This window comes from Kitasatospora sp. NPDC002543, assembly GCF_053594915.1.
This window is the reverse complement of record NZ_JBSFWR010000001.1, coordinates 34,940-51,656: the sequence shown is the minus strand read 5'-3', so window position 1 is coordinate 51,656 and position 16,717 is coordinate 34,940. Positions and strand designations below refer to the sequence as shown.

Sequence of the window (16,717 nt, the reverse complement as noted above, 5' to 3'; positions counted from 1 at the left end):
CGGTCCCGGTCCTGGTTTCGGTCCCGGCCCCGCGCCCGGTCCTGCTCCCGCTCGAAGGCGGGGCGGGGCCCGGCCGGGGCCGGTACGGTCTGCACCCGAGGCGCGTCCGCTGGTCGGCCGGTGGTCGGTCCGTGATCGGCGGGACGCGCGGCCGGTCGGACGGACGTCGGACGGACGGGCGAGGGGAGCGTGCGGGCACTGGGGTCGGACGATCCGCGCCGGGTGGGCGGCTACCGGCTGCTGCGGCGGCTCGGCTCGGGCGGGATGGGCCGGGTCTACCTCGGCCGGACGGCCGGCGGGCGCACCGTCGCCGTCAAGGTGGTGCGGTCGGAGCTCGCGGACGACGCCGAGTTCCGCGCCCGGTTCCGGCAGGAGGTGGCCGCCGCCCGGAGGGTCGGCGGCACCTGGACCGCGCCCGTGCTGGACGCCGACACCGAGGGCGGGCAGCCCTGGGTCGCCACCGGCTACGTGGCGGGCCCCGCGCTCGGCGACGCCGTCCGGACGTACGGGCCGCTGCCCGAACCGGCCGTACGCTCACTTGGCACCGGACTGGCAGGGGCCCTGGACCACGTCCACGGGCTCGGCCTGGTGCACCGGGACGTCAAACCGTCCAACGTGCTGCTCACCCTGGACGGACCGCGGCTGATCGACTTCGGGATCGCCCGGGCGCTGGACGCCGCCGGCGGCCTCACCCGTTCGGGTTATGTGGTCGGTTCACCCGGCTTCATGTCACCCGAGCAGGCGAACGGGCGGCCGGTCGGTCCGGCCGGGGACGTCTTCTCGCTCGGCGCCGTCCTCGCCTTCGCCGCGACCGGCGTGCACCCCTTCGGGGAAGGCGTCAGCGCGGCGGTGCTGCTCTACCGGGTGCTGCACGAGGAACCGGACCTGGCCGGGCTGCCGGAACCGCTGCGCGGGACCGTCCTCGACTGCCTGGCCAAGGACCCGGCCGCCCGTCCCACCCCGCGGCAGCTGCGTGCCCGGCTGGACCCGGACGGCACGGCGGCCGTCCGGCTGTCGCGGGGCGGCTGGCTGCCGGCCGAGCTGGCGGCGGGGGTGGGGCGCAGCGCGGTGGAGCTGCTGGACCTGGAGGGGGAGCCGGCTCCGTCCGGGGCGGCGCCGGGAGAGGTGACAGCGTCGCCGGGGGAGGCGGTGCGGACTCCGACCTCCGTGTCCGGGGCCGCCGGGGCGGAGGGGGAGGGAGCGCACCCGCCGCTGTGCGCGGGCGTGGGGGCCGAGCCCGCGAAGGCACGGCCGCGGCGCGTCCGGATCGCCGCGGTGGCCGCGGCGGCGCTCGTGGTGCTCGGCGGCGGCGGGTACGGGCTGTACGGGTGGTTCCACCGGGCCGATCCGGCGGTGTCGGGGCCCTCGGTGCGGCCGTTGCCGGAGGTCTCCGTCGATCCGGGCCGGGCCGTCCTGCCGAGCGGCGCCCTCGCCTCCGGGGCGGCACCGGCCTCCGGCGTTCCGGGGAGTGCGACGGCCTCCGTTCCGGGTGAGGCGTCGAGCGGGCCTGGCGGGCCGAGCGTGGTGCCCGCCGCCTTCCTGGGCACCTGGAGCGGGGACATGGTCACCGACAAGGGGCTGCCCGGCGGGACCACGACGCTCACCATCCGTCCGGCGGCGATCGGTCAGGAGGGCGCCACCAGCCGCAACGCCGTCTCCGGGCTGATCCCGCTCAGCTGCGAGGGCTCCTGGACGCTCTCGTCGGCCACCCCCACCCGGCTGGTGTTCCGCTCCCGGCTGGTCCGCTCCTCGATCCCCGGCGCCTGCACCGGCGGCTCCGACGCGGAGACGCTCACCCTCCAGCCCGACGGGACGATCCGCTTCACCTCCGCCGACCCGCCGGCCGGGAATCCGGCCGGCACGATGCGCAGGACGAACGGAACGAACGGGACGGGAGGCTGAGAGGGGCGGGTCGGCCAGGGTCGCGCCGGGGCGGTCCGTGCGCAGTTCAGCGGGCTGGCGCGGGCGGCGGAACGCGCTGGCGTAGGCTGGTTCGGCCGTACCCGAGTTGCACTTGAGAGAGAGAAGGCCGCCAGGTGACCGAGCTCGCAGCGACCACCCTCGATGCGTCCAGCACCGACCTGAAGGCCGTGCTCGACCGGGCCGCCGCCGGTGGCCGGATCACCCCGGAGGAGGCGCTGGAGCTCTACCGCTCGGCGCCGCTGCACGCGCTCGGCTCCGCCGCCGACGCGGTGCGCCGCCGTCGCTACGCGGGTACCGAGCACATCGCGACGTACATCATCGAGCGCAACATCAACTACACCAACGTCTGTGTGACGGCGTGCAAGTTCTGCGCCTTCTACGTGCCGCCGAAGAGCGACAAGGGCTGGTCCCGGGAGCTCGACGAGATCCTGCGCCGCTGCGCCGAGACGGTCGAGCTGGGCGGCACCCAGATCATGTTCCAGGGCGGCCACCACCCGGACTACGGCGTGGAGTACTACGAGCGCGCGTTCTCGGCGATCAAGGCCGACTTCCCGCAGCTGGTGATCCACTCGCTGGGCGCCTCCGAGGTCGAGCACATGGCGCGGATCTCGGGCGTCTCCGTCGAGGAGGCCATCACCCGGATCCACAAGGCGGGCCTGGACTCCTTCGCCGGCGCCGGCGCCGAACTCCTGCCGGAGCGGCCGCGCAAGGCGATCGCCCCGCTGAAGGAGTCCGGCGAGCGCTGGCTGGAGATCATGGAGATCGCCCACGGCCTCGGCGTGGAGTCCACCTCCACCATGCTGATGGGCACCGGCGAGACCAACGCCGAGCGGATCGAGCACCTGCGCATGATCCGCGACGTGCAGGACCGCACCGGCGGCTTCCGGGCGTTCATCCCGTACACCTACCAGCCGCAGAACAACCACCTCAAGGGCTCGACCCAGGCCACCGTCTTCGAGTACCTGCGGATGATCGCGATCGCCCGCCTGTTCCTCGACAACGTCGCCCACATCCAGGGCTCCTGGCTGACCACCGGCAAGGAGGCCGGCCAGCTGTCGCTGCACTACGGCGCTGACGACCTCGGGTCCGTGATGCTGGAGGAGAACGTCGTCTCGGCGGCGGGCGCCAAGCACCGCTCCAACCTCACCGAGCTGATCCACCTCATCCGGGCCGCCGACCGCGTTCCGGCGCAGCGCTCGACCACGTACGAGCACCTGCGGGTGCTGGACGACCCGGCCAACGACCCGGTCGACCCGCGGGTCGCCTCGCACATCGCCTCCACGGCGATCGAGGGCGGCACCGCGCACCCCGAGCTGAAGATCCTGGACAACTGATCCCGCCGCGGCTTCCGTAGCCCGCCGGTGCCGGTGCCGGTGCCGGTGCCGTCGCTGCCGGTGCCGTTGCTGTCCGTGCCGTTGCTTTTGCCGCTGACGTGGAAGGCGCTGTTGTGCTGACCCTGCACCGGGCGGCGTTCGTGCTGCCCGACCCGGCCGATCCGACCGCCCCGTCCATCGCCGACGGGGCGGTGGTCGTGCGCGGTGAGCTGGTGGAAGCCGTCGGGCCGTACGAGGAACTGGCGGCCTCGCACCCGGGCGCCCGGGTGCGGGACTGGGGAGAGGCCGTGCTCGCCCCCGGGCTGCGCAACCCGTACGGGCACTGGCTGCTGGAACGCGCGTACCACCCGGATCCGCGGGAGGAGATCGGCGTCGAGCCGGTGGCGGACGGGCCGGCGGGCTGGTCGGCGGGCGGGGCGGCGGGCGCGGCGGTCGGCCCTGCGGACGAGGCGCGGTGCGGGGCCAGCGCGCGGCGGGGGCTCCAGCGGATGCTCGGGTACGGGGTGACGGCGGTGACCGGGCCCTTCGAGCGGACCTCGGTGCGGACGGCGGTGGCGCGGTCGGGGATCGTGGGGCTGCCCGGTCCTTCCGCCGTGGCCGGTGGGCCGGGTGGCGGCCCGCGCGGTGATTCGGACAACGATTCGAGCGGTGATTCGGGCGGTGATTCGGGCGGCTCCGGGGTGGGGCCGCTGGACCCGCTGGCCGTCCTGCCGTTCGCGGAGGCCGTGTACGGACGGGTGGCGGCCGGGGGGCGGGCGGACTTCGCGGTGTTCCCGGTCGCGGTGCCCCCGGGCGCGGGGCGCGGGGGCGTCGAACCGGTGGCGGGCGGGTGCCTGGCCACGGTGCTGGGCGGGCGGTTGGTGTACCGCCGACGGTGAGACGGTCGTCACGACAGGTGTGACGTACTCGTCGGTAGGCGGATTTCCTTGTGGCGCACGGGACTTCCTTCGTGTGCACCCGAACTCCGGTGCCGGTGGCGGAGAGTGATTGCCCCTTCGCCGTGACCTGAGGGCCCGCCAGCGGATACGATCCCGGACAGCTCACTACCCTCACCACACCACCGCCCGCGCCCGCGGGTGGCGGGGCCGTGTCCCCGGCCCCGAAGGCAAGCCAGGACAGGAACCATGCGAACCGCGACCGTTCCCCCGCCGCGCACCCCGCGGATGGGCCGTGGTTGGTACCTCGCCGCCGTGCTCAGCGCCGTGCTGGCCGTCGGCATGTGCCTGCTGGGTTGGCGCCAGGCCGACCAGGCCGACCGGATCGAGGCGCACCCGGTGAGAGTCGAGGGCGTCGTCACCCAGCTCCCGACCGGCGGCGGCACCTACAGCGCCGTCAGCTACCGGGCCGGCGGCGAGCCGTACACCGCGGCCGCGCTGCCGCTGTCGGACGCCGCCAAGCTCGGCGACGCGGTCTGCCTGGAGCACGCCGCCGACGACCCGGGCGCGGTGCGGATCTGCGGCGACACCTACCCGCAACCGGTCGGCGTGGGCCTGGCCCGGTTCAGCGTGCCGGTGGCCGTGGTGCTCTTCGTGATCTGCGTGCTGCGCATCCGACGGCACCACAAGGCGCTCGCGGTCCGCGGCGGGCAGGGGAAACTGGCCGCCAACCTCGCACTGGCGACGGGGGCGCTGGCGGACGGGATGCCCGCGATAACCCACGGCAAGCGGTCCCGCCGGCGGCGCCGCGCGGGCGGGCGGCGCGCCCAGCACTGACGGGGCGCGCGCCGGGTGGGGGCCGGCTAGGGGCCGGGTGGGTGCCGGGTGGCCCGGGTGCGTGGCCCGGGTGCGTGGCCCGGCGGGGCTGCTCCGAGATGCGGCCGGGGCCGCGGCGGGCCCGGCTCCAGGCGGGGCCGGCGTGCCCCGTTGGTCGGGGCGTCCGTGCGAGGGTGAACAATGGGGGCGTGACCCGAGCCTCTCTGGACAAGCAGCCGCACGAAGTCGCCGCCATGTTCGACGACGTCGCGGCCAAGTACGACCGCACCAACGACGTGCTCTCCCTCGGCCAGGCCCGCGCCTGGCGCCGGGCGGTGGCCGAGGCGGTGGACGCCGGGCCGGGGGACATCGTGCTCGACCTCGGGGCCGGCACCGGCACCTCCTCGCTGCCCTTCGTCGAGGCCGGGGCGAAGGTCGTCCCCTGCGACTTCTCGGTCGGCATGCTCACCGAGGGCAAGCAGCGTCACCCCGAGCTGGCGCTCACCGCCGGCGACGCCACCCGGCTGCCGTTCGCGGACGACACCTTCGACTCGGTGACGATCTCCTTCGCCCTGCGCAACGTCCAGGACACCGACGCGGCGCTGAGCGAGATGCTGCGGGTCACCAAGCCCGGCGGCAAGCTGGTGATCTGCGAGTTCTCCACCCCGACCTGGACGCCGTTCCGGACGGTCTACACCGAGTACCTGATGCGCGCGCTGCCGCCGGTGGCCACCGCTGTCAGCAGCAACCCGGAGGCGTACGTCTACCTCGCCGAGTCCATCCGGGCCTGGCCGGACCAGCCCGGACTGGCCGCCAAGCTCCAGGACAACGGCTGGTCGAAGGTCGCCTGGCGGAACCTGACCGGCGGGATCGTCTCGCTGCACCGCGGCTACAAGATCGCTTAGGAGCTGTCCGGCCGATCAAGTGGAGGCGGAGGAAAATGGCGGGCCGGGGGTTGTTGGCCCCTGGTAGAACATGGGTCGATGGGTACTCAGGAACGTGACCGCAAGGTGTACCGGCCTCTGCGACGGGCCGGCCTCGAGGTGATCCCGAGCGCTGTGCCAGCGGGCACGATGCCGTTCGTCCGCGGATACGGTGCGGAGGACGTGGCCGGAGGCTTCTCGCACCGATACGACACCTCCCGGTTGGTCGAGCGGCTCAACGCGGACTGGTACGACCTCGCCGTGTCCTCATCGCTTTTCGACCATCGGCGCGAGTTCCTCGTGCAGCTTCCACAGGGCACCCGCTCGCACCGGGCCGCTCTGCAACACCTGCACAGCGCCAACCATGCACCGGCGCTCTGGACCCGGGTCCGGCTCCTGGAGCGCTGGGACATCATGGGCCGAGGCGCGGCATCGGCGTTCCTCGGCGTGCACGCGGGCCACCCGGGCTTCGCCATGATGTCTCTGGACGGCAGCGTGTACGTCTGCGCCTCGACGGGCGAGACCGGCATCGACGTGCTCGTGGTGCGCCACCCGGACCGCTCGGAGAACGTCCTGCGACACCTGGAGTGGATCACGCGTTACGACAGCCCCTATGCCAACCGCGAGGAAAAGCAGCGTGTCGCCGTCTGGCTCGCCGGCCGTACAGGGGGTCCTTCCGGTTCGCTGATGACGAGGTCCCGGACGGGCTGACTGATCATGTGCGGAGCCAGATGACGAGGGCGGCGGCGGTGACGGTGCCGAGGAAGACGTAGCCGCGCTTGTCGTACCTGGTCGCGACGGCGCGGGAGTTCTTCAGCTTGTTGATGGCCCTCTCGACGGTGTTGCGCTTTTTGTACCGCTCCTCGTCGAAGCCCAGTGGCCGACCACCTCGCGACCCCTTGCGCAGGCGGGCGGCCTGGCTGTCGGCCTTCTCCGGGATCGTGTGCCGGATGCCGCGACGCCGTAGGTAGTGACGGCAAGGACCGTTGCTGTAGGCCCTGTCGGCCGCGACGCTGTCGGGCTTCTTGCGGGGCCTGCCTAAGGCGAGCCGGGGGACCCGGATCTTCTCCAGCACCGGCACGAACTGGGTGCAGTCGGCCCGCTGCCCCGGGGTGACGATCAGGGACAGCGGGCGACAGCGACCGTCCGCGCTCAGGTGGATCTTGCTGGTGAAGCCGCCGCGCGAACGACCCAGGCCCTCGCCTCCCGCACCACCTCCACCAGCCGGACGACGAGGCTCTGCCATGGAGCTTCGTCCTGGTGTTCCACCATCTCGCCCCCCTTTGAACCGGGAAGGGCTGGCGGCGGGCCGGTGCGGGCGCCGGCCGCGTGCTGGTGCGCGCGCACGATGGTGGAGTCCACCGAGATGTCCCAGTCGATCTCGCCCGCCGCGTCGGCCGCGGCCTGCACCTGTTGCAGCAGCCGTTCCCAGGTGCCGTCCGCCGACCACAACCGATGGCGCTCGTAGACGGTCTTCCACGGCCCGAACCGTTCCGGCAGATCGCGCCAGTGCACGCCAGTCCGAACTCGATGCAGAATCCCGTCGATCACCTGCCGGTGATCGCGCCACCGCCCGCACCGACCGTTGCTCATCGGCAAGAACGGCCGCAGCCGTTCCCACTCGGCATCCGACAGATCACCGCGTTCACCCCGCCCCATGCAGGAGACAACGATCCGACCAGGCGACAGTCACATGATCGGCCGGACAGCTCCTAGTCGGGGGCGGGGTCGGGGGCCGAGGCCGGAGCTGGGTGCGGGGTCGGGGGCGGGGGCGCAACCGGCGACGTGAGCGGAACTAGACTGCCGGAGGCAAAGCCGCCGTCCCCCAGCCGCAGTTCCAGGAGTGTGTCCACGTGTCCGAGACCGCAGCCGATCTGACGAAGCCGGACAGCCCCGTGGAGAGCACGGCCGACGTCATCGTGGTCGGTGCGGGCCCGGCCGGCGCCACCACCGCGTATTACCTGGCCCAGGCCGGCCTGGACGTGCTGCTGCTGGAGAAGACCGCCTTCCCGCGAGAGAAGGTGTGCGGCGACGGTCTGACCCCGCGCGCCACCAAGCAGCTGGTGGACATGGGCATCGACGTCTCCACCGAGAACGGCTGGCTGCACAACAAGGGCCTGCGCATCATCGGCGGCGGCGTCCGGCTGGAGCTGGACTGGCCCGAGCTGTCCTCCTTCCCCGACTACGGCCTGGTGCGCAAGCGCGCCGACTTCGACGAGCTGCTGGCCCGTCAGGCCGAGAAGGCCGGCGCGCGGCTCTACGAACGCTGCAACGTCAGCGGGCCGGTCCTGGACGAGCGCACCGGCCGGATCGTCGGCGTCACCGCCAAGCTCGGCGACGAGAAGCGGCCGGTCACCTTCCGGGCCCCGCTGGTGGTCGCCGCCGACGGCAACTCGACCCGGCTCTCGCTCGCCATGGGCCTGCACCGGCGCGAGGACCGCCCGATGGGCGTCGCCTACCGCACCTACTTCACCTCGCCGCGCCACGACGACGACTACCTGGAGTCCTGGCTGGAGCTGTGGGACACCCGGGGCAGCGAGCGCAAGCTGCTGCCCGGGTACGGCTGGGTCTTCGGCATGGGCGACGGCACCTCCAACGTCGGCCTCGGCATCCTCAACTCCTCGCCGGCGTTCGGCGAGCTCGACTGGCGCGAGGTGCTCAAGGCCTGGTGCGCCGGCATGCCGGAGGAGTGGGGCTACACCCCGGAGAACATGACCGAGCCGATCCGCGGCGCCGCGCTGCCGATGGCCTTCAACCGGCAGCCGCACTACACCCGCGGGCTGCTGCTCGTCGGCGACGCGGGCGGCATGGTCAACCCGTTCAACGGCGAGGGCATCGCCTACGCGATGGAATCCGGCCAGATCGCCGCCGGAGTCATCGTGCAGGCCCTCGCCCGGGTCACCGACGGCGGCCGCGAGCGCGCCCTCCAGGCCTACCCGCGCATCCTCAAGGACGTGTACGGCGGCTACTACACCCTGGGCCGCGCCTTCGTGAAGCTCATCGGCAACCCCAAGGTGATGCAGATCGCCACCCAGCGCGGGCTCACCCACCCGATGCTGATGCGCTTCACCCTCAAGCTGCTCGCCAACCTCACCGACCCGCAGGGCGGCGACGCGATGGACCGCGTGATCAACGGCCTCGCCAGGGTCGCGCCGAACGCCTGAGGCCGCGTGAACGCCCGGGGCCGGGCGGACGCCCGGGGGCGCGTGGCCCGGGGTGGCGTGAGCGCCCGGGGCCGGGCGGACGCCTGAGGCCGGGCGTCCGCCCTCTTCTGGCCTGCTCTGCCTGCCCGCCCGAGGGGGCGGCGCAGGAGCGTGCGGCTACAGCTCGTCGGCCGCCGGGCGTGCTTCCGGTGCCTGGCGGGAGGCGGCGGAGCGCTGCTCGACGTAGGCGAGGCGTTCGGAGAAGATCCGGGCCGCGTCGGGGGTGAGGGTCCTCAGGGCGACGAGGGCGGAGAAGACGACGTCGCAGAGCTCGTGCTGGACGTCCTCCCAGGTGTGGGTGACGCCCTTGCGCGGGTTCTGGCCGGTGGCGCCGATCACCGCCGCACCGACCTCGCCGATCTCCTCGGACAGCTTGAGGATCCTCAGCAGCCGCTCCTCCTGGGGCGACAGCGTGCTCTGTTCGTCCAGCCATGCGACCAGGTGGTCGACGCTCTCCCAGATCCGGCTGTCCATGCGGCGTCGCTCCTGCTCCCATGCGGTGTCGTTGGTGCTGCCACCGTACGGGAGTGAGGCCGGGGGCCGAGACCGGGGCTGCTCGGGAGCGGGGTGGGCTGGCGCGGGGCGAGCTGGCGCGGGTGGGAGCGGTGTGGGAGCGGGGCGAGCGGGCGGGCGAGCGGGCGGGCGGGCCGGGGCTGTCCGGCCCGCCGGGTCAGCGGGTGCTGATCTTCACGTTGCGGATGTTCACCGGGAGGTTGGGGAAGCCGTCGCCCGGGTTGTTCTGGTCGTCCTCGCCACCGGCGGCGATCTTCTGGAGGACGTCCAGCCCGGCGGCGATCCGGCCGAACGGGGTGTAGGCGGGGGAGAGCTTGGTGTCCTTCCAGACGAAGAAGAACTGGCTGCCGTTGGTGTTCGGGCCGGCGTTGGCCATGGCCACGGTGCCGGCCGGGTAGGTGGCGCCGGTCAGGTTCTCGTCCGGGAAGGAGTAGCCCGGACCGCCGCTGCCCGTGCCGGTCGGGTCGCCGCACTGGAGGACGTAGATCCGCTGGGTGGTGAGGCGGTGGCAGTGGCTGCGGTCGAAGTAGTCGTGCTCGGCGAGGAAGCGGAACGAGAAGGTGGTGCAGGGCGCCTTGTCGGTCAGCGCCTCGAAGGTGATCTGGCCCTGGCTGGTTCGCAGTGTCGCGCGGTAGGGCTTCGCCGCCTTCTTGGCGTCGAACACCGGGATGCCCTTGAAGTTGTCGGCCGGGACGGCCGGTGTGTAGGTGCAGCCGGCGGTGGGAGCGGCGGCCGCGGGGGTGTCCGCGATGGCGGTACCGGTACTCGCCACGAGCGGGAGGACGGTGGCGGCGGCGACCAGCGCCCAGTGCTTGCGGTTCACGTGACGGGCCTTCCGGGGGGTGGTGGACGGCGGGGTTGTCATGGGTGCATCATCCACGGCCGGGTGGGGATGCGGTAGGGGTTGGGGCGGCCGTTGCTCCTCGGGCGGCTGTGCTGTGATGGTTTGTCAGTTCTGCCCCGGGGCGGTCGTGGTGGGCGCGAAGAGTCCGGCGCGGGCAGCCAGGGCGGCGGCATCGGCGGCCCGTTCGGCGGCGTGGGCGTCCAGCGGTTCGCCGGAGACGAAGAGGCGGTAGTAGAGCGGCGCGGTGGCGGCCCGGACCACCTCGGCGCCGTCCGTCCCGGGCGGCAGTTCTCCTCGGGCGACGGCCCGTTCGGCCACCTCGGCGGCCTGGCGGTGGCGGGCCGCGAAGAAGGCTCGCAGGGCGGCCGCGCCGGTGTCCGAGCGCTGGGCGGCGGAGATCAGCGCGGTCGGTGTGGGGCCGAGCTCCGGGTCGGTGAAGACGCTGAACACCTCCTGGGTGATCCGGCGGAGGTCCTGCTGGAGGTCGCCGGTGTCGGGCAGGGGCCACGGCTGATCAGCGGAGGTGGTCAAGGCGTCGGCGACCAGGCCGTCCACCCCGCCCCAGCGCCGGTAGAGGGTCGCCTTGTGGATGCCGGAGCGGGTGGCGACCGCCTCGACGGTGAGGCCGTCGTACCCCTTCTCGGTGACCTCGGCGAGCGTGGCGGTGACCACCTCCGCCCGGACCCGGGCGCTGCGGCCGCCCGGGCGCGGGGTGGGGGTGTGGGGCTCCGGCGTGGGGTGAGGTGCTTCAGTCAAAGTCGACTCCAGTTGCGTTAAGTCTTGCCGCAGGGTGGCGGGCGTGCGATGCTCATCGTAATGCGACTTAAGTCGCATTACGAGAGGAGCCTTGCGTGTCCGCCACCGTCATCCCCGACCCCACCGCCCTCCACCCGCTCGCCGACCACGACCGCGTCGTCCTGCTGCGCCCGCTCCTCACCGACCCGCGGATCGAGGTCGGTGAGTACACCTACTTCGACGACCCCGACGGGGCCACCCGCTTCGAGGAGCGAAACGTCCTCTACGCCTTCGGCCCCGAGCGGCTGGTGATCGGCAAGTACTGCGCGATCGCCACCGGCACCCGGTTCCTGATGGCCGGTGCCGCCCACCCGACCATCGGAGTCTCCACCTTCCCCTTCACCATGTTCGGCGGCAGTTGGACGGAGCGGACCCTCGACATCGTCACGGGCCTGCCCAGCCGGGGCGACACCGTGGTCGGCAACGACGTCTGGTTCGGCCACGGGGCCACCGTCCTGTCCGGCGTCCGGATCGGCGACGGCGCGATCATCGCCGCCGGAGCGGTGGTCACCTCCGACGTCGAGCCGTACACCGTCGTCGGGGGCAACCCGGCCCGCCCGATCCGTCGCCGCTTCGACGACGCCGACATCGCGCGCCTGCTCCGCGCGGCCTGGTGGGACTGGCCGGCCGAGCTGGTCACCGAGCACGTCCGCGCCATCATGTCCGGCACCCCGGCCGACATCGAGGCGATCGCCGCGGCGAACGGTCTGCTCGCCGCCTGACCCACCCGTGCCCGTGCAGGGCATTGATCACCGGCGGCCCGATGCGCGAAGATGGCGCCCCCTTGCTCCGCGCTCCACCCCGTTCGCCGCCGGGCCTACCGCCCGGCTCCAGGGTCCGTCCGACGTTGTACGGCACTCGCACCCGCCGGTTCCGTCCGTTCGGAGGGATCTTTCGCATGCCAGCCTCCATGTCCGGCCTGTCCGAGGGCTCGCCCTCGCCGGCCCTTCGTGATCTTCCGGTCCTGCTCGTGGCCGTGGTGTGGGGGTCGAGCTTCCTGGCCGTCCAACGGGTGGCCGAGCCCGGGACGGTCGTGGCCATGCTCGTGCTGCGGTTCGGGTTGGTGCTGCCGCTGCTCGGGGTGCTCGCCTGGCGTGCCCTGCGGCGACTGAGTCGCGCCGAGTGGCTCGGCGGCGCCGCCCTGGGGCTGGTGCTCAGCGGGATCTTCCTGCTGGAGACCTATGGCGCCGTACACACCTCGGCGACCAACGCCGGGCTGATCATCAGCCTCGCGATGGTGCTCACCCCGCTCGGTGAGAGCGCCCTCGGCCGGACCGCACCGCCGAAGGCCTTCCTCGCGGCGGCCGGGCTGGCCGTCCTCGGCGTCGCCCTGCTCACCGGCGACGGCGGGCTGCGCCCTCCGACGCTCGGTGATGCGCTGGTGCTGGGCGCCGCCTTCGTCCGCTCGGCGTTCGTCCTGGCGACGGCCCGCACCCGGGCCGTCAGGGACACCGACATGCTGGCCCTGACCTGGGTCCAGCTCGCCGTGGCCACCGCGGTGTTCGCCGTCGTGGCGCTGTCCGTCGGGCCCGCACCGTGGACCGTCGCGCGCTCGTACGGGGCCGGCCAGTGGGCCTGGCTGCTGCATCTGTCCTTGCTCTGCACCCTGTTCGCCTTCTTCGTCCAGATGTGGGCTGTCCGGGCCACTTCACCGTCCCGGGTGAGCCTGCTGCTCGGCACCGAGCCGCTGTGGGCCGCCGTCTTCGGGATCGCCGTGGCCGGGAACCGGATGGGCCCGCTCGCGTTGCTCGGCGGAGCCCTGGTGCTCGGCGCGACCGAGTGGGGCCGGCGCACCGCTCCCGGGCCGGGCCCGGCCAAGGGCGGGAGCCCGGGCGGGGCCGACACGGAGGGCGCGAGCGCGGAACCGGCCCCGGTGTGAACCACTGCCTTCGTCACCGGCGCGGCCGCAGCGTCCTGCGGGCGTAGTCGAGGGCGACCGCACCGAGCAGCGGGCCCCAGGCGACCAGGGGCAGGTAGGCGAGTGTCATCACCACGGCGGCGAAGCCGGTCGGTGACCCGGGCTCGGTCAGGTTGTGGGCCCAGCGGCCGAACAGCCCCTCCATGCCGAGGACCGTGAGCACCACCGCCCCCAGCAGCGCCGGGACGACCGCCGCTAGCGGTCGGACCCGACGGCCGCCTATCAGCGGGATCCATCGGGGTGCGACCAGCCCCCAGGGCCGGACCAGCCCCAGGGTCAGGAAGGCCAGCGACTCGGCCAGGGCGCTCAGCGCCACGCAGTAGACCGTGCCCCAGCCCGGCTGGTGCTCGGCGAAGGCCGCGGCCGTCGCACCGCTGAATCCGACCGGGACGCCGAAACCGAAGACGATCCGCCACAACCCGGAGGGGACGGTGGTGAGGACGGCGGCCCCGGCGGCGATCCGGGCCCAGCGCGGCGCGGGCGGGACGACCGGGGCGGTGGACCCGATCCGGTGGGCGGTGCCGCGGGCGTTGATCACGAGCTTCGACATGGCGGTGGGCTCCTCTCGGTTCCGGCCTCCGCGGCCGGTGCGATGACTCAAGACTGGAGGCCCGCCGGGGGTTTGCGGCAGATGCCGATCGGGCTGTTCCTCCTGCTCAACCGGCCTTTGAAATATGCCGATCGGCACAGGTGCGCCGCCCTGGCGGCGTCGTAGTGTGACGGCATTAGAGGAGTCGGGGAGAGGTGGTGACGATGACTCAGGTCCTGGCCGGGATCGTCCTGGCCCTGGTGCCGCCGGCCTGGGCGGCGCGGGGGCGATACGGCGCGGCGTCCGTGACGATGGCGCTCGGGGCGGCGTCGGCCGCGGTCACGGTCGCCGTCTGGGGCCTCGGCCGCTGGACGGAGGGGCAGCGCTGGGCGGGGCTGCTGGGCCTGGCCGAGCTCGCCGTCCTGCTGCTGTCGGTGGCCCTCAGCCTGCGCACCGAGGACGGCCCGTGGTGTGCGGGGGCCGCCTGGACGGCGTGCGGAGCGGTCGCCCTCTGGCCGTCCCGGTTCGCCTTCGTCGAGGGGCCCGCGGACACGCTCACGCTCTTCGGGTTCGGCTCGATGCTCTCCCTGCCGGCCGTCCTGGTCGGGCTCTACCTCCGGGGTCTGGACGAGGGGCGCAACCGGGCGGTGGCCGAGGCCAGACGGGCACAGCGGCTCGAACTGGCCCACGACCTGCACGACTTCGTGGCGCACGACGTCAGCGGCATGGTCGCCCAGGCCCAGGCCGGGGCCTACCTGGCGGGGATCGATCCGGCCGGGGCGGCCGAGATGTTCCGGCGAATAGAGCAGGCCGGGCAGCGGGCGTTGGCCTCGCTGGACCGGACGGTGCAGCTGCTGCGCAGCGAGGAGGGCGGCGGCCGGGGCCCCCTGCCAGGGCTCTCCGAACTCGCCGAGGTGGCCGAGCGGTTCACCGCGACGGGCGGTGCCGAGGTCCGGTTGGAGCTGCCGGATGAGCCGGTGCCGCGCGAGGTGGAGGGCACGGTCCACCGGATCGTGGTCGAGGCCCTGACCAACGTCCGGCGGCACGCTCCGACCGCGCGGGTCGTCGAGATCCGGGCCCGGCGCAGCGGTGGACGACTGGAGCTGACGGTGACCAGCGACGGTCGGGCGCCGAGTGCGGCGGGTCGGCCGCGCCGGGGTGGCGGCAGCGGGCTGCCCGGGCTGGCGGCCCGGGTGGAGGCCCTCGGAGGTTCGCTGGAGGCCGGTCCGCACGAGCGGGAGGCCTGGAGGGTGACGGCGGTGCTGCCGCTGGAGGAGGCCGACGCACGGCCGGCGGGATCGTAGAAGCCGATGAGGGTCGGCAACGGGGAGGTGGTGCGGGTATGGGCAATGGCACAGGGCCGGTTCGGATCCTGATCGCGGACGACCAGGCGGATGTCCGCAGCGCGTTCCGGATGATCCTGGACGTCCAGCCGGACATGGTGGTGGTGGCGGAGGCGGCGGACGGTGCCGCAGCGGTGGCGGAGGCACGGAGGCTGCGACCGGACGTGGTACTCGCGGACATCAGGATGCCGAAGCTCGACGGCCTGGAGGTCACACGACAGTTGGCCGATCAGTGCAAGGTGATCGTGGTGACCACCTTCGACCTGGACGAGTACGTGCACACGGCGCTGCGGCACGGGGCGGCCGGGTTCCTGCTGAAGCGGTCGGGGCCGGTGCTGCTGATCGAGGCGGTCCGGGCGGCGATGGCCGGGGACGCGTTGATCAGTCCGCAGGTCACCGTTCGCCTCCTGCGGCACATGGCACTCCCGGGTGCCGAGCCGAAGCCCGGGCCGGGCGCCAAGGCGGCCGCGGCGGTACCGCAGTCGGCGGCCGGGCCGGCGGAGGAACTGACCGCGAGGGAAAGGGAGATCGCGGAGCTGGTGGCGGACGGTGCGACCAACGCCGAGATCGGCGCAGGGCTGTTCATCTCACCGGGGACGGTGAAGAACCACCTCGCCAACGTCCAGCGCAAGATCGGAGCGCGCAACCGGGTGGGCATCGCGGCCTGGGTCTGGGAGCAGGAGACGGGCCGCCGGTAACCGGCCCGACCCGAGGGGACGTGGCCCGGGACGGTGGCCGGCATGCGGCCCCGGCCCGTGGTTCGGGCCGCCGGGCCCCGGGTGGCGGGAGGGCGTAGAAGTGCGCCCGGCGGAAGGCACGGAACGAGGGAGATGAAGCCCGCCCGACGACGGGTTCGCGCGCTTGTGAACGAAGGGTCAAGCGAGCGTTCGGCCCCCCGCCACCCCTGCGAGTGAGCCGCTATAACACGTCAACATGACGCCCGGAAATTTGCTTCGGTCGGCGCATAGTTGATATAGGAACGTGCCCCTGACCAGCCGCTTCACAAGTAAATGCGACTGCTTGTGATCGTTTGACTGCTTTGCGTCGACAAATCTGGGCATGTTCGCATTCGACCCCATTCGAAGGGTGTCGTAGATCACAAAGATGGCGGTGAACTGCGTGTCGCAGATCACAAGCCGACGGGCATAGGATGCGCTCGTTCCAGGGTTTGTGAACTGCCTCACATGAGGTGGATCTCGGGAACTGGAACGCGGGTTCACCTCTACGTGACCCGCCGGTTCCGATCTGCAGTCAAGGACGACTGGACGGAGGGAGCGGGGGCTATGAATGCCTACGCGCCGATCCTCGTACTCGGTGCCATCGCGGCGGCGTTCGCGGTCGGCTCCGTCGTGATGGCCTCACTCACCGGCCCCAAGCGCTACAACCGGGCCAAGTTGGAGGCGTACGAGTGCGGCATCGAGCCGACCCCGCAGCCCGTGGGCGGCGGTCGGTTCCCGATCAAGTACTACCTGACGGCGATGCTCTTCATCGTCTTCGACATCGAGATCGTCTTCCTCTACCCCTGGGCGGTGACCTTCGACGCCCTGGGGATCTTCGGGCTGGTCGAGATGCTCCTGTTCATCGCCACCGTCTTCGTCGCTTACGCGTACGTGTGGCGGCGCGGCGGCCTGGAGTGGGACTGAGCGCGGAGCGGTCCGAGCGCGGGGTGGCGACCCCACCCGCCCGCCGGCTGCGCGCCCG

17 protein-coding genes are annotated in these 16,717 nt (G+C 72.9%); 12 read left to right on the top strand and 5 right to left on the bottom strand.

Translation table 11 applies throughout. From position 1 onward, the window contains the following. Positions 1-189: 189 nt before the first annotated feature. The 6 genes from ACWD4P_RS00230 (at position 190) to ACWD4P_RS00205 (ending at position 6,582) form a co-directional block, all read left to right on the top strand. The gene (locus tag ACWD4P_RS00230; protein ID WP_449778075.1) at positions 190-1,902 is read left to right on the top strand and encodes a serine/threonine-protein kinase; all 1,713 of its coding nucleotides are present in this window, start codon (positions 190-192) and stop codon (positions 1,900-1,902) included. A gap of 134 nt (positions 1,903-2,036) precedes the next feature. Next, entirely contained in the window at positions 2,037-3,257 is a 1,221-nt protein-coding gene (gene mqnC / locus ACWD4P_RS00225) for a cyclic dehypoxanthinyl futalosine synthase (protein WP_049651178.1), read from the top strand. 113 nt (positions 3,258-3,370) lie between these two features. Then, positions 3,371-4,135, top strand: a complete 765-nt coding sequence (locus tag ACWD4P_RS00220) for an amidohydrolase family protein (RefSeq protein ID WP_449778074.1) — start codon at positions 3,371-3,373, stop codon at positions 4,133-4,135. 246 nt (positions 4,136-4,381) lie between these two features. Next, positions 4,382-4,969 carry a hypothetical protein gene (locus tag ACWD4P_RS00215; protein WP_359820046.1) on the top strand — a complete coding sequence of 196 codons (588 nt, stop codon included), beginning with the start codon at positions 4,382-4,384 and terminating at the stop codon, positions 4,967-4,969. A gap of 188 nt (positions 4,970-5,157) precedes the next feature. Next, positions 5,158-5,853 carry a demethylmenaquinone methyltransferase gene (locus ACWD4P_RS00210; RefSeq protein WP_359820043.1) on the top strand — a complete coding sequence of 232 codons (696 nt, stop codon included), beginning with the start codon at positions 5,158-5,160 and terminating at the stop codon, positions 5,851-5,853. Positions 5,854-5,931: 78 nt separating this feature from the next. After that, complete coding sequence (locus ACWD4P_RS00205; protein WP_449778073.1) at positions 5,932-6,582, top strand: hypothetical protein; 651 nt, start codon at positions 5,932-5,934, stop codon at positions 6,580-6,582. 4 nt (positions 6,583-6,586) lie between these two features. On the opposite strand, the gene ACWD4P_RS00200 is transcribed toward ACWD4P_RS00205, so the two are convergent. Continuing rightward, a protein-coding gene (locus tag ACWD4P_RS00200) for an IS5 family transposase (protein ID WP_449778072.1) occupies positions 6,587-7,530 on the bottom strand; the annotation gives its coding sequence in 2 pieces (ribosomal slippage) (positions 6,587-7,134 and positions 7,134-7,530; 945 coding nt in all). A 194-nt stretch (positions 7,531-7,724) separates the two neighbouring features. Here ACWD4P_RS00200 and ACWD4P_RS00195 point away from each other — a divergent pair. Beyond that, the gene (locus ACWD4P_RS00195) at positions 7,725-9,035 is read left to right on the top strand and encodes a geranylgeranyl reductase family protein (protein ID WP_359820041.1); all 1,311 of its coding nucleotides are present in this window, start codon (positions 7,725-7,727) and stop codon (positions 9,033-9,035) included. Positions 9,036-9,191: 156 nt separating this feature from the next. Here ACWD4P_RS00195 and ACWD4P_RS00190 read toward each other — a convergent pair whose 3' ends face one another. The 3 genes from ACWD4P_RS00190 to ACWD4P_RS00180 all read right to left on the bottom strand — a co-directional run bounded on the left by ACWD4P_RS00190 (position 9,192) and on the right by ACWD4P_RS00180 (position 11,187). Then, positions 9,192-9,548: a MazG-like family protein gene (locus tag ACWD4P_RS00190; protein WP_359820038.1), complete on the bottom strand. Its 357-nt coding sequence runs from the start codon at positions 9,546-9,548 to the stop codon at positions 9,192-9,194. A 196-nt stretch (positions 9,549-9,744) separates the two neighbouring features. Next, positions 9,745-10,452 carry a peptidylprolyl isomerase gene (locus ACWD4P_RS00185; protein WP_449778071.1) on the bottom strand — a complete coding sequence of 236 codons (708 nt, stop codon included), beginning with the start codon at positions 10,450-10,452 and terminating at the stop codon, positions 9,745-9,747. 84 nt (positions 10,453-10,536) lie between these two features. Continuing rightward, positions 10,537-11,187 (bottom strand): TetR/AcrR family transcriptional regulator, encoded by a 651-nt coding sequence (locus tag ACWD4P_RS00180; RefSeq protein ID WP_449778070.1) that lies wholly within the window; start codon positions 11,185-11,187, stop codon positions 10,537-10,539. 95 nt (positions 11,188-11,282) lie between these two features. Here ACWD4P_RS00180 and ACWD4P_RS00175 point away from each other — a divergent pair, with 95 nt between their 5' ends. Together ACWD4P_RS00175 and ACWD4P_RS00170 are read left to right on the top strand one after the other, a co-directional pair. Further along, positions 11,283-11,948, top strand: coding sequence for a CatB-related O-acetyltransferase (locus tag ACWD4P_RS00175; protein ID WP_359820031.1), 666 nt, complete (start codon positions 11,283-11,285; stop codon positions 11,946-11,948). A gap of 176 nt (positions 11,949-12,124) precedes the next feature. Next, entirely contained in the window at positions 12,125-13,105 is a 981-nt protein-coding gene (locus ACWD4P_RS00170; protein ID WP_449778069.1) for a DMT family transporter, read from the top strand. Positions 13,106-13,118: 13 nt separating this feature from the next. Here the strand turns inward: ACWD4P_RS00170 and ACWD4P_RS00165 are convergent, their stop codons facing one another. Further along, on the bottom strand, positions 13,119-13,694 hold the full coding sequence (locus ACWD4P_RS00165; RefSeq protein WP_449778068.1) for a hypothetical protein: 576 nt from the start codon (positions 13,692-13,694) through the stop codon (positions 13,119-13,121). 203 nt (positions 13,695-13,897) lie between these two features. On the opposite strand from ACWD4P_RS00165, the gene ACWD4P_RS00160 reads away from it, so the two are divergent. The 3 genes from ACWD4P_RS00160 to ACWD4P_RS00150 all read left to right on the top strand — a co-directional run bounded on the left by ACWD4P_RS00160 (position 13,898) and on the right by ACWD4P_RS00150 (position 16,659). Then, complete coding sequence (locus ACWD4P_RS00160) at positions 13,898-14,977, top strand: sensor histidine kinase (protein ID WP_449778152.1); 1,080 nt, start codon at positions 13,898-13,900, stop codon at positions 14,975-14,977. A 38-nt stretch (positions 14,978-15,015) separates the two neighbouring features. Beyond that, entirely contained in the window at positions 15,016-15,714 is a 699-nt protein-coding gene (locus ACWD4P_RS00155) for a response regulator (RefSeq protein ID WP_449778067.1), read from the top strand. Between the two features lie 585 nt (positions 15,715-16,299). Then, positions 16,300-16,659: an NADH-quinone oxidoreductase subunit A gene (locus ACWD4P_RS00150; RefSeq protein ID WP_030060100.1), complete on the top strand. Its 360-nt coding sequence runs from the start codon at positions 16,300-16,302 to the stop codon at positions 16,657-16,659. Positions 16,660-16,717: the final 58 nt, after the last annotated feature.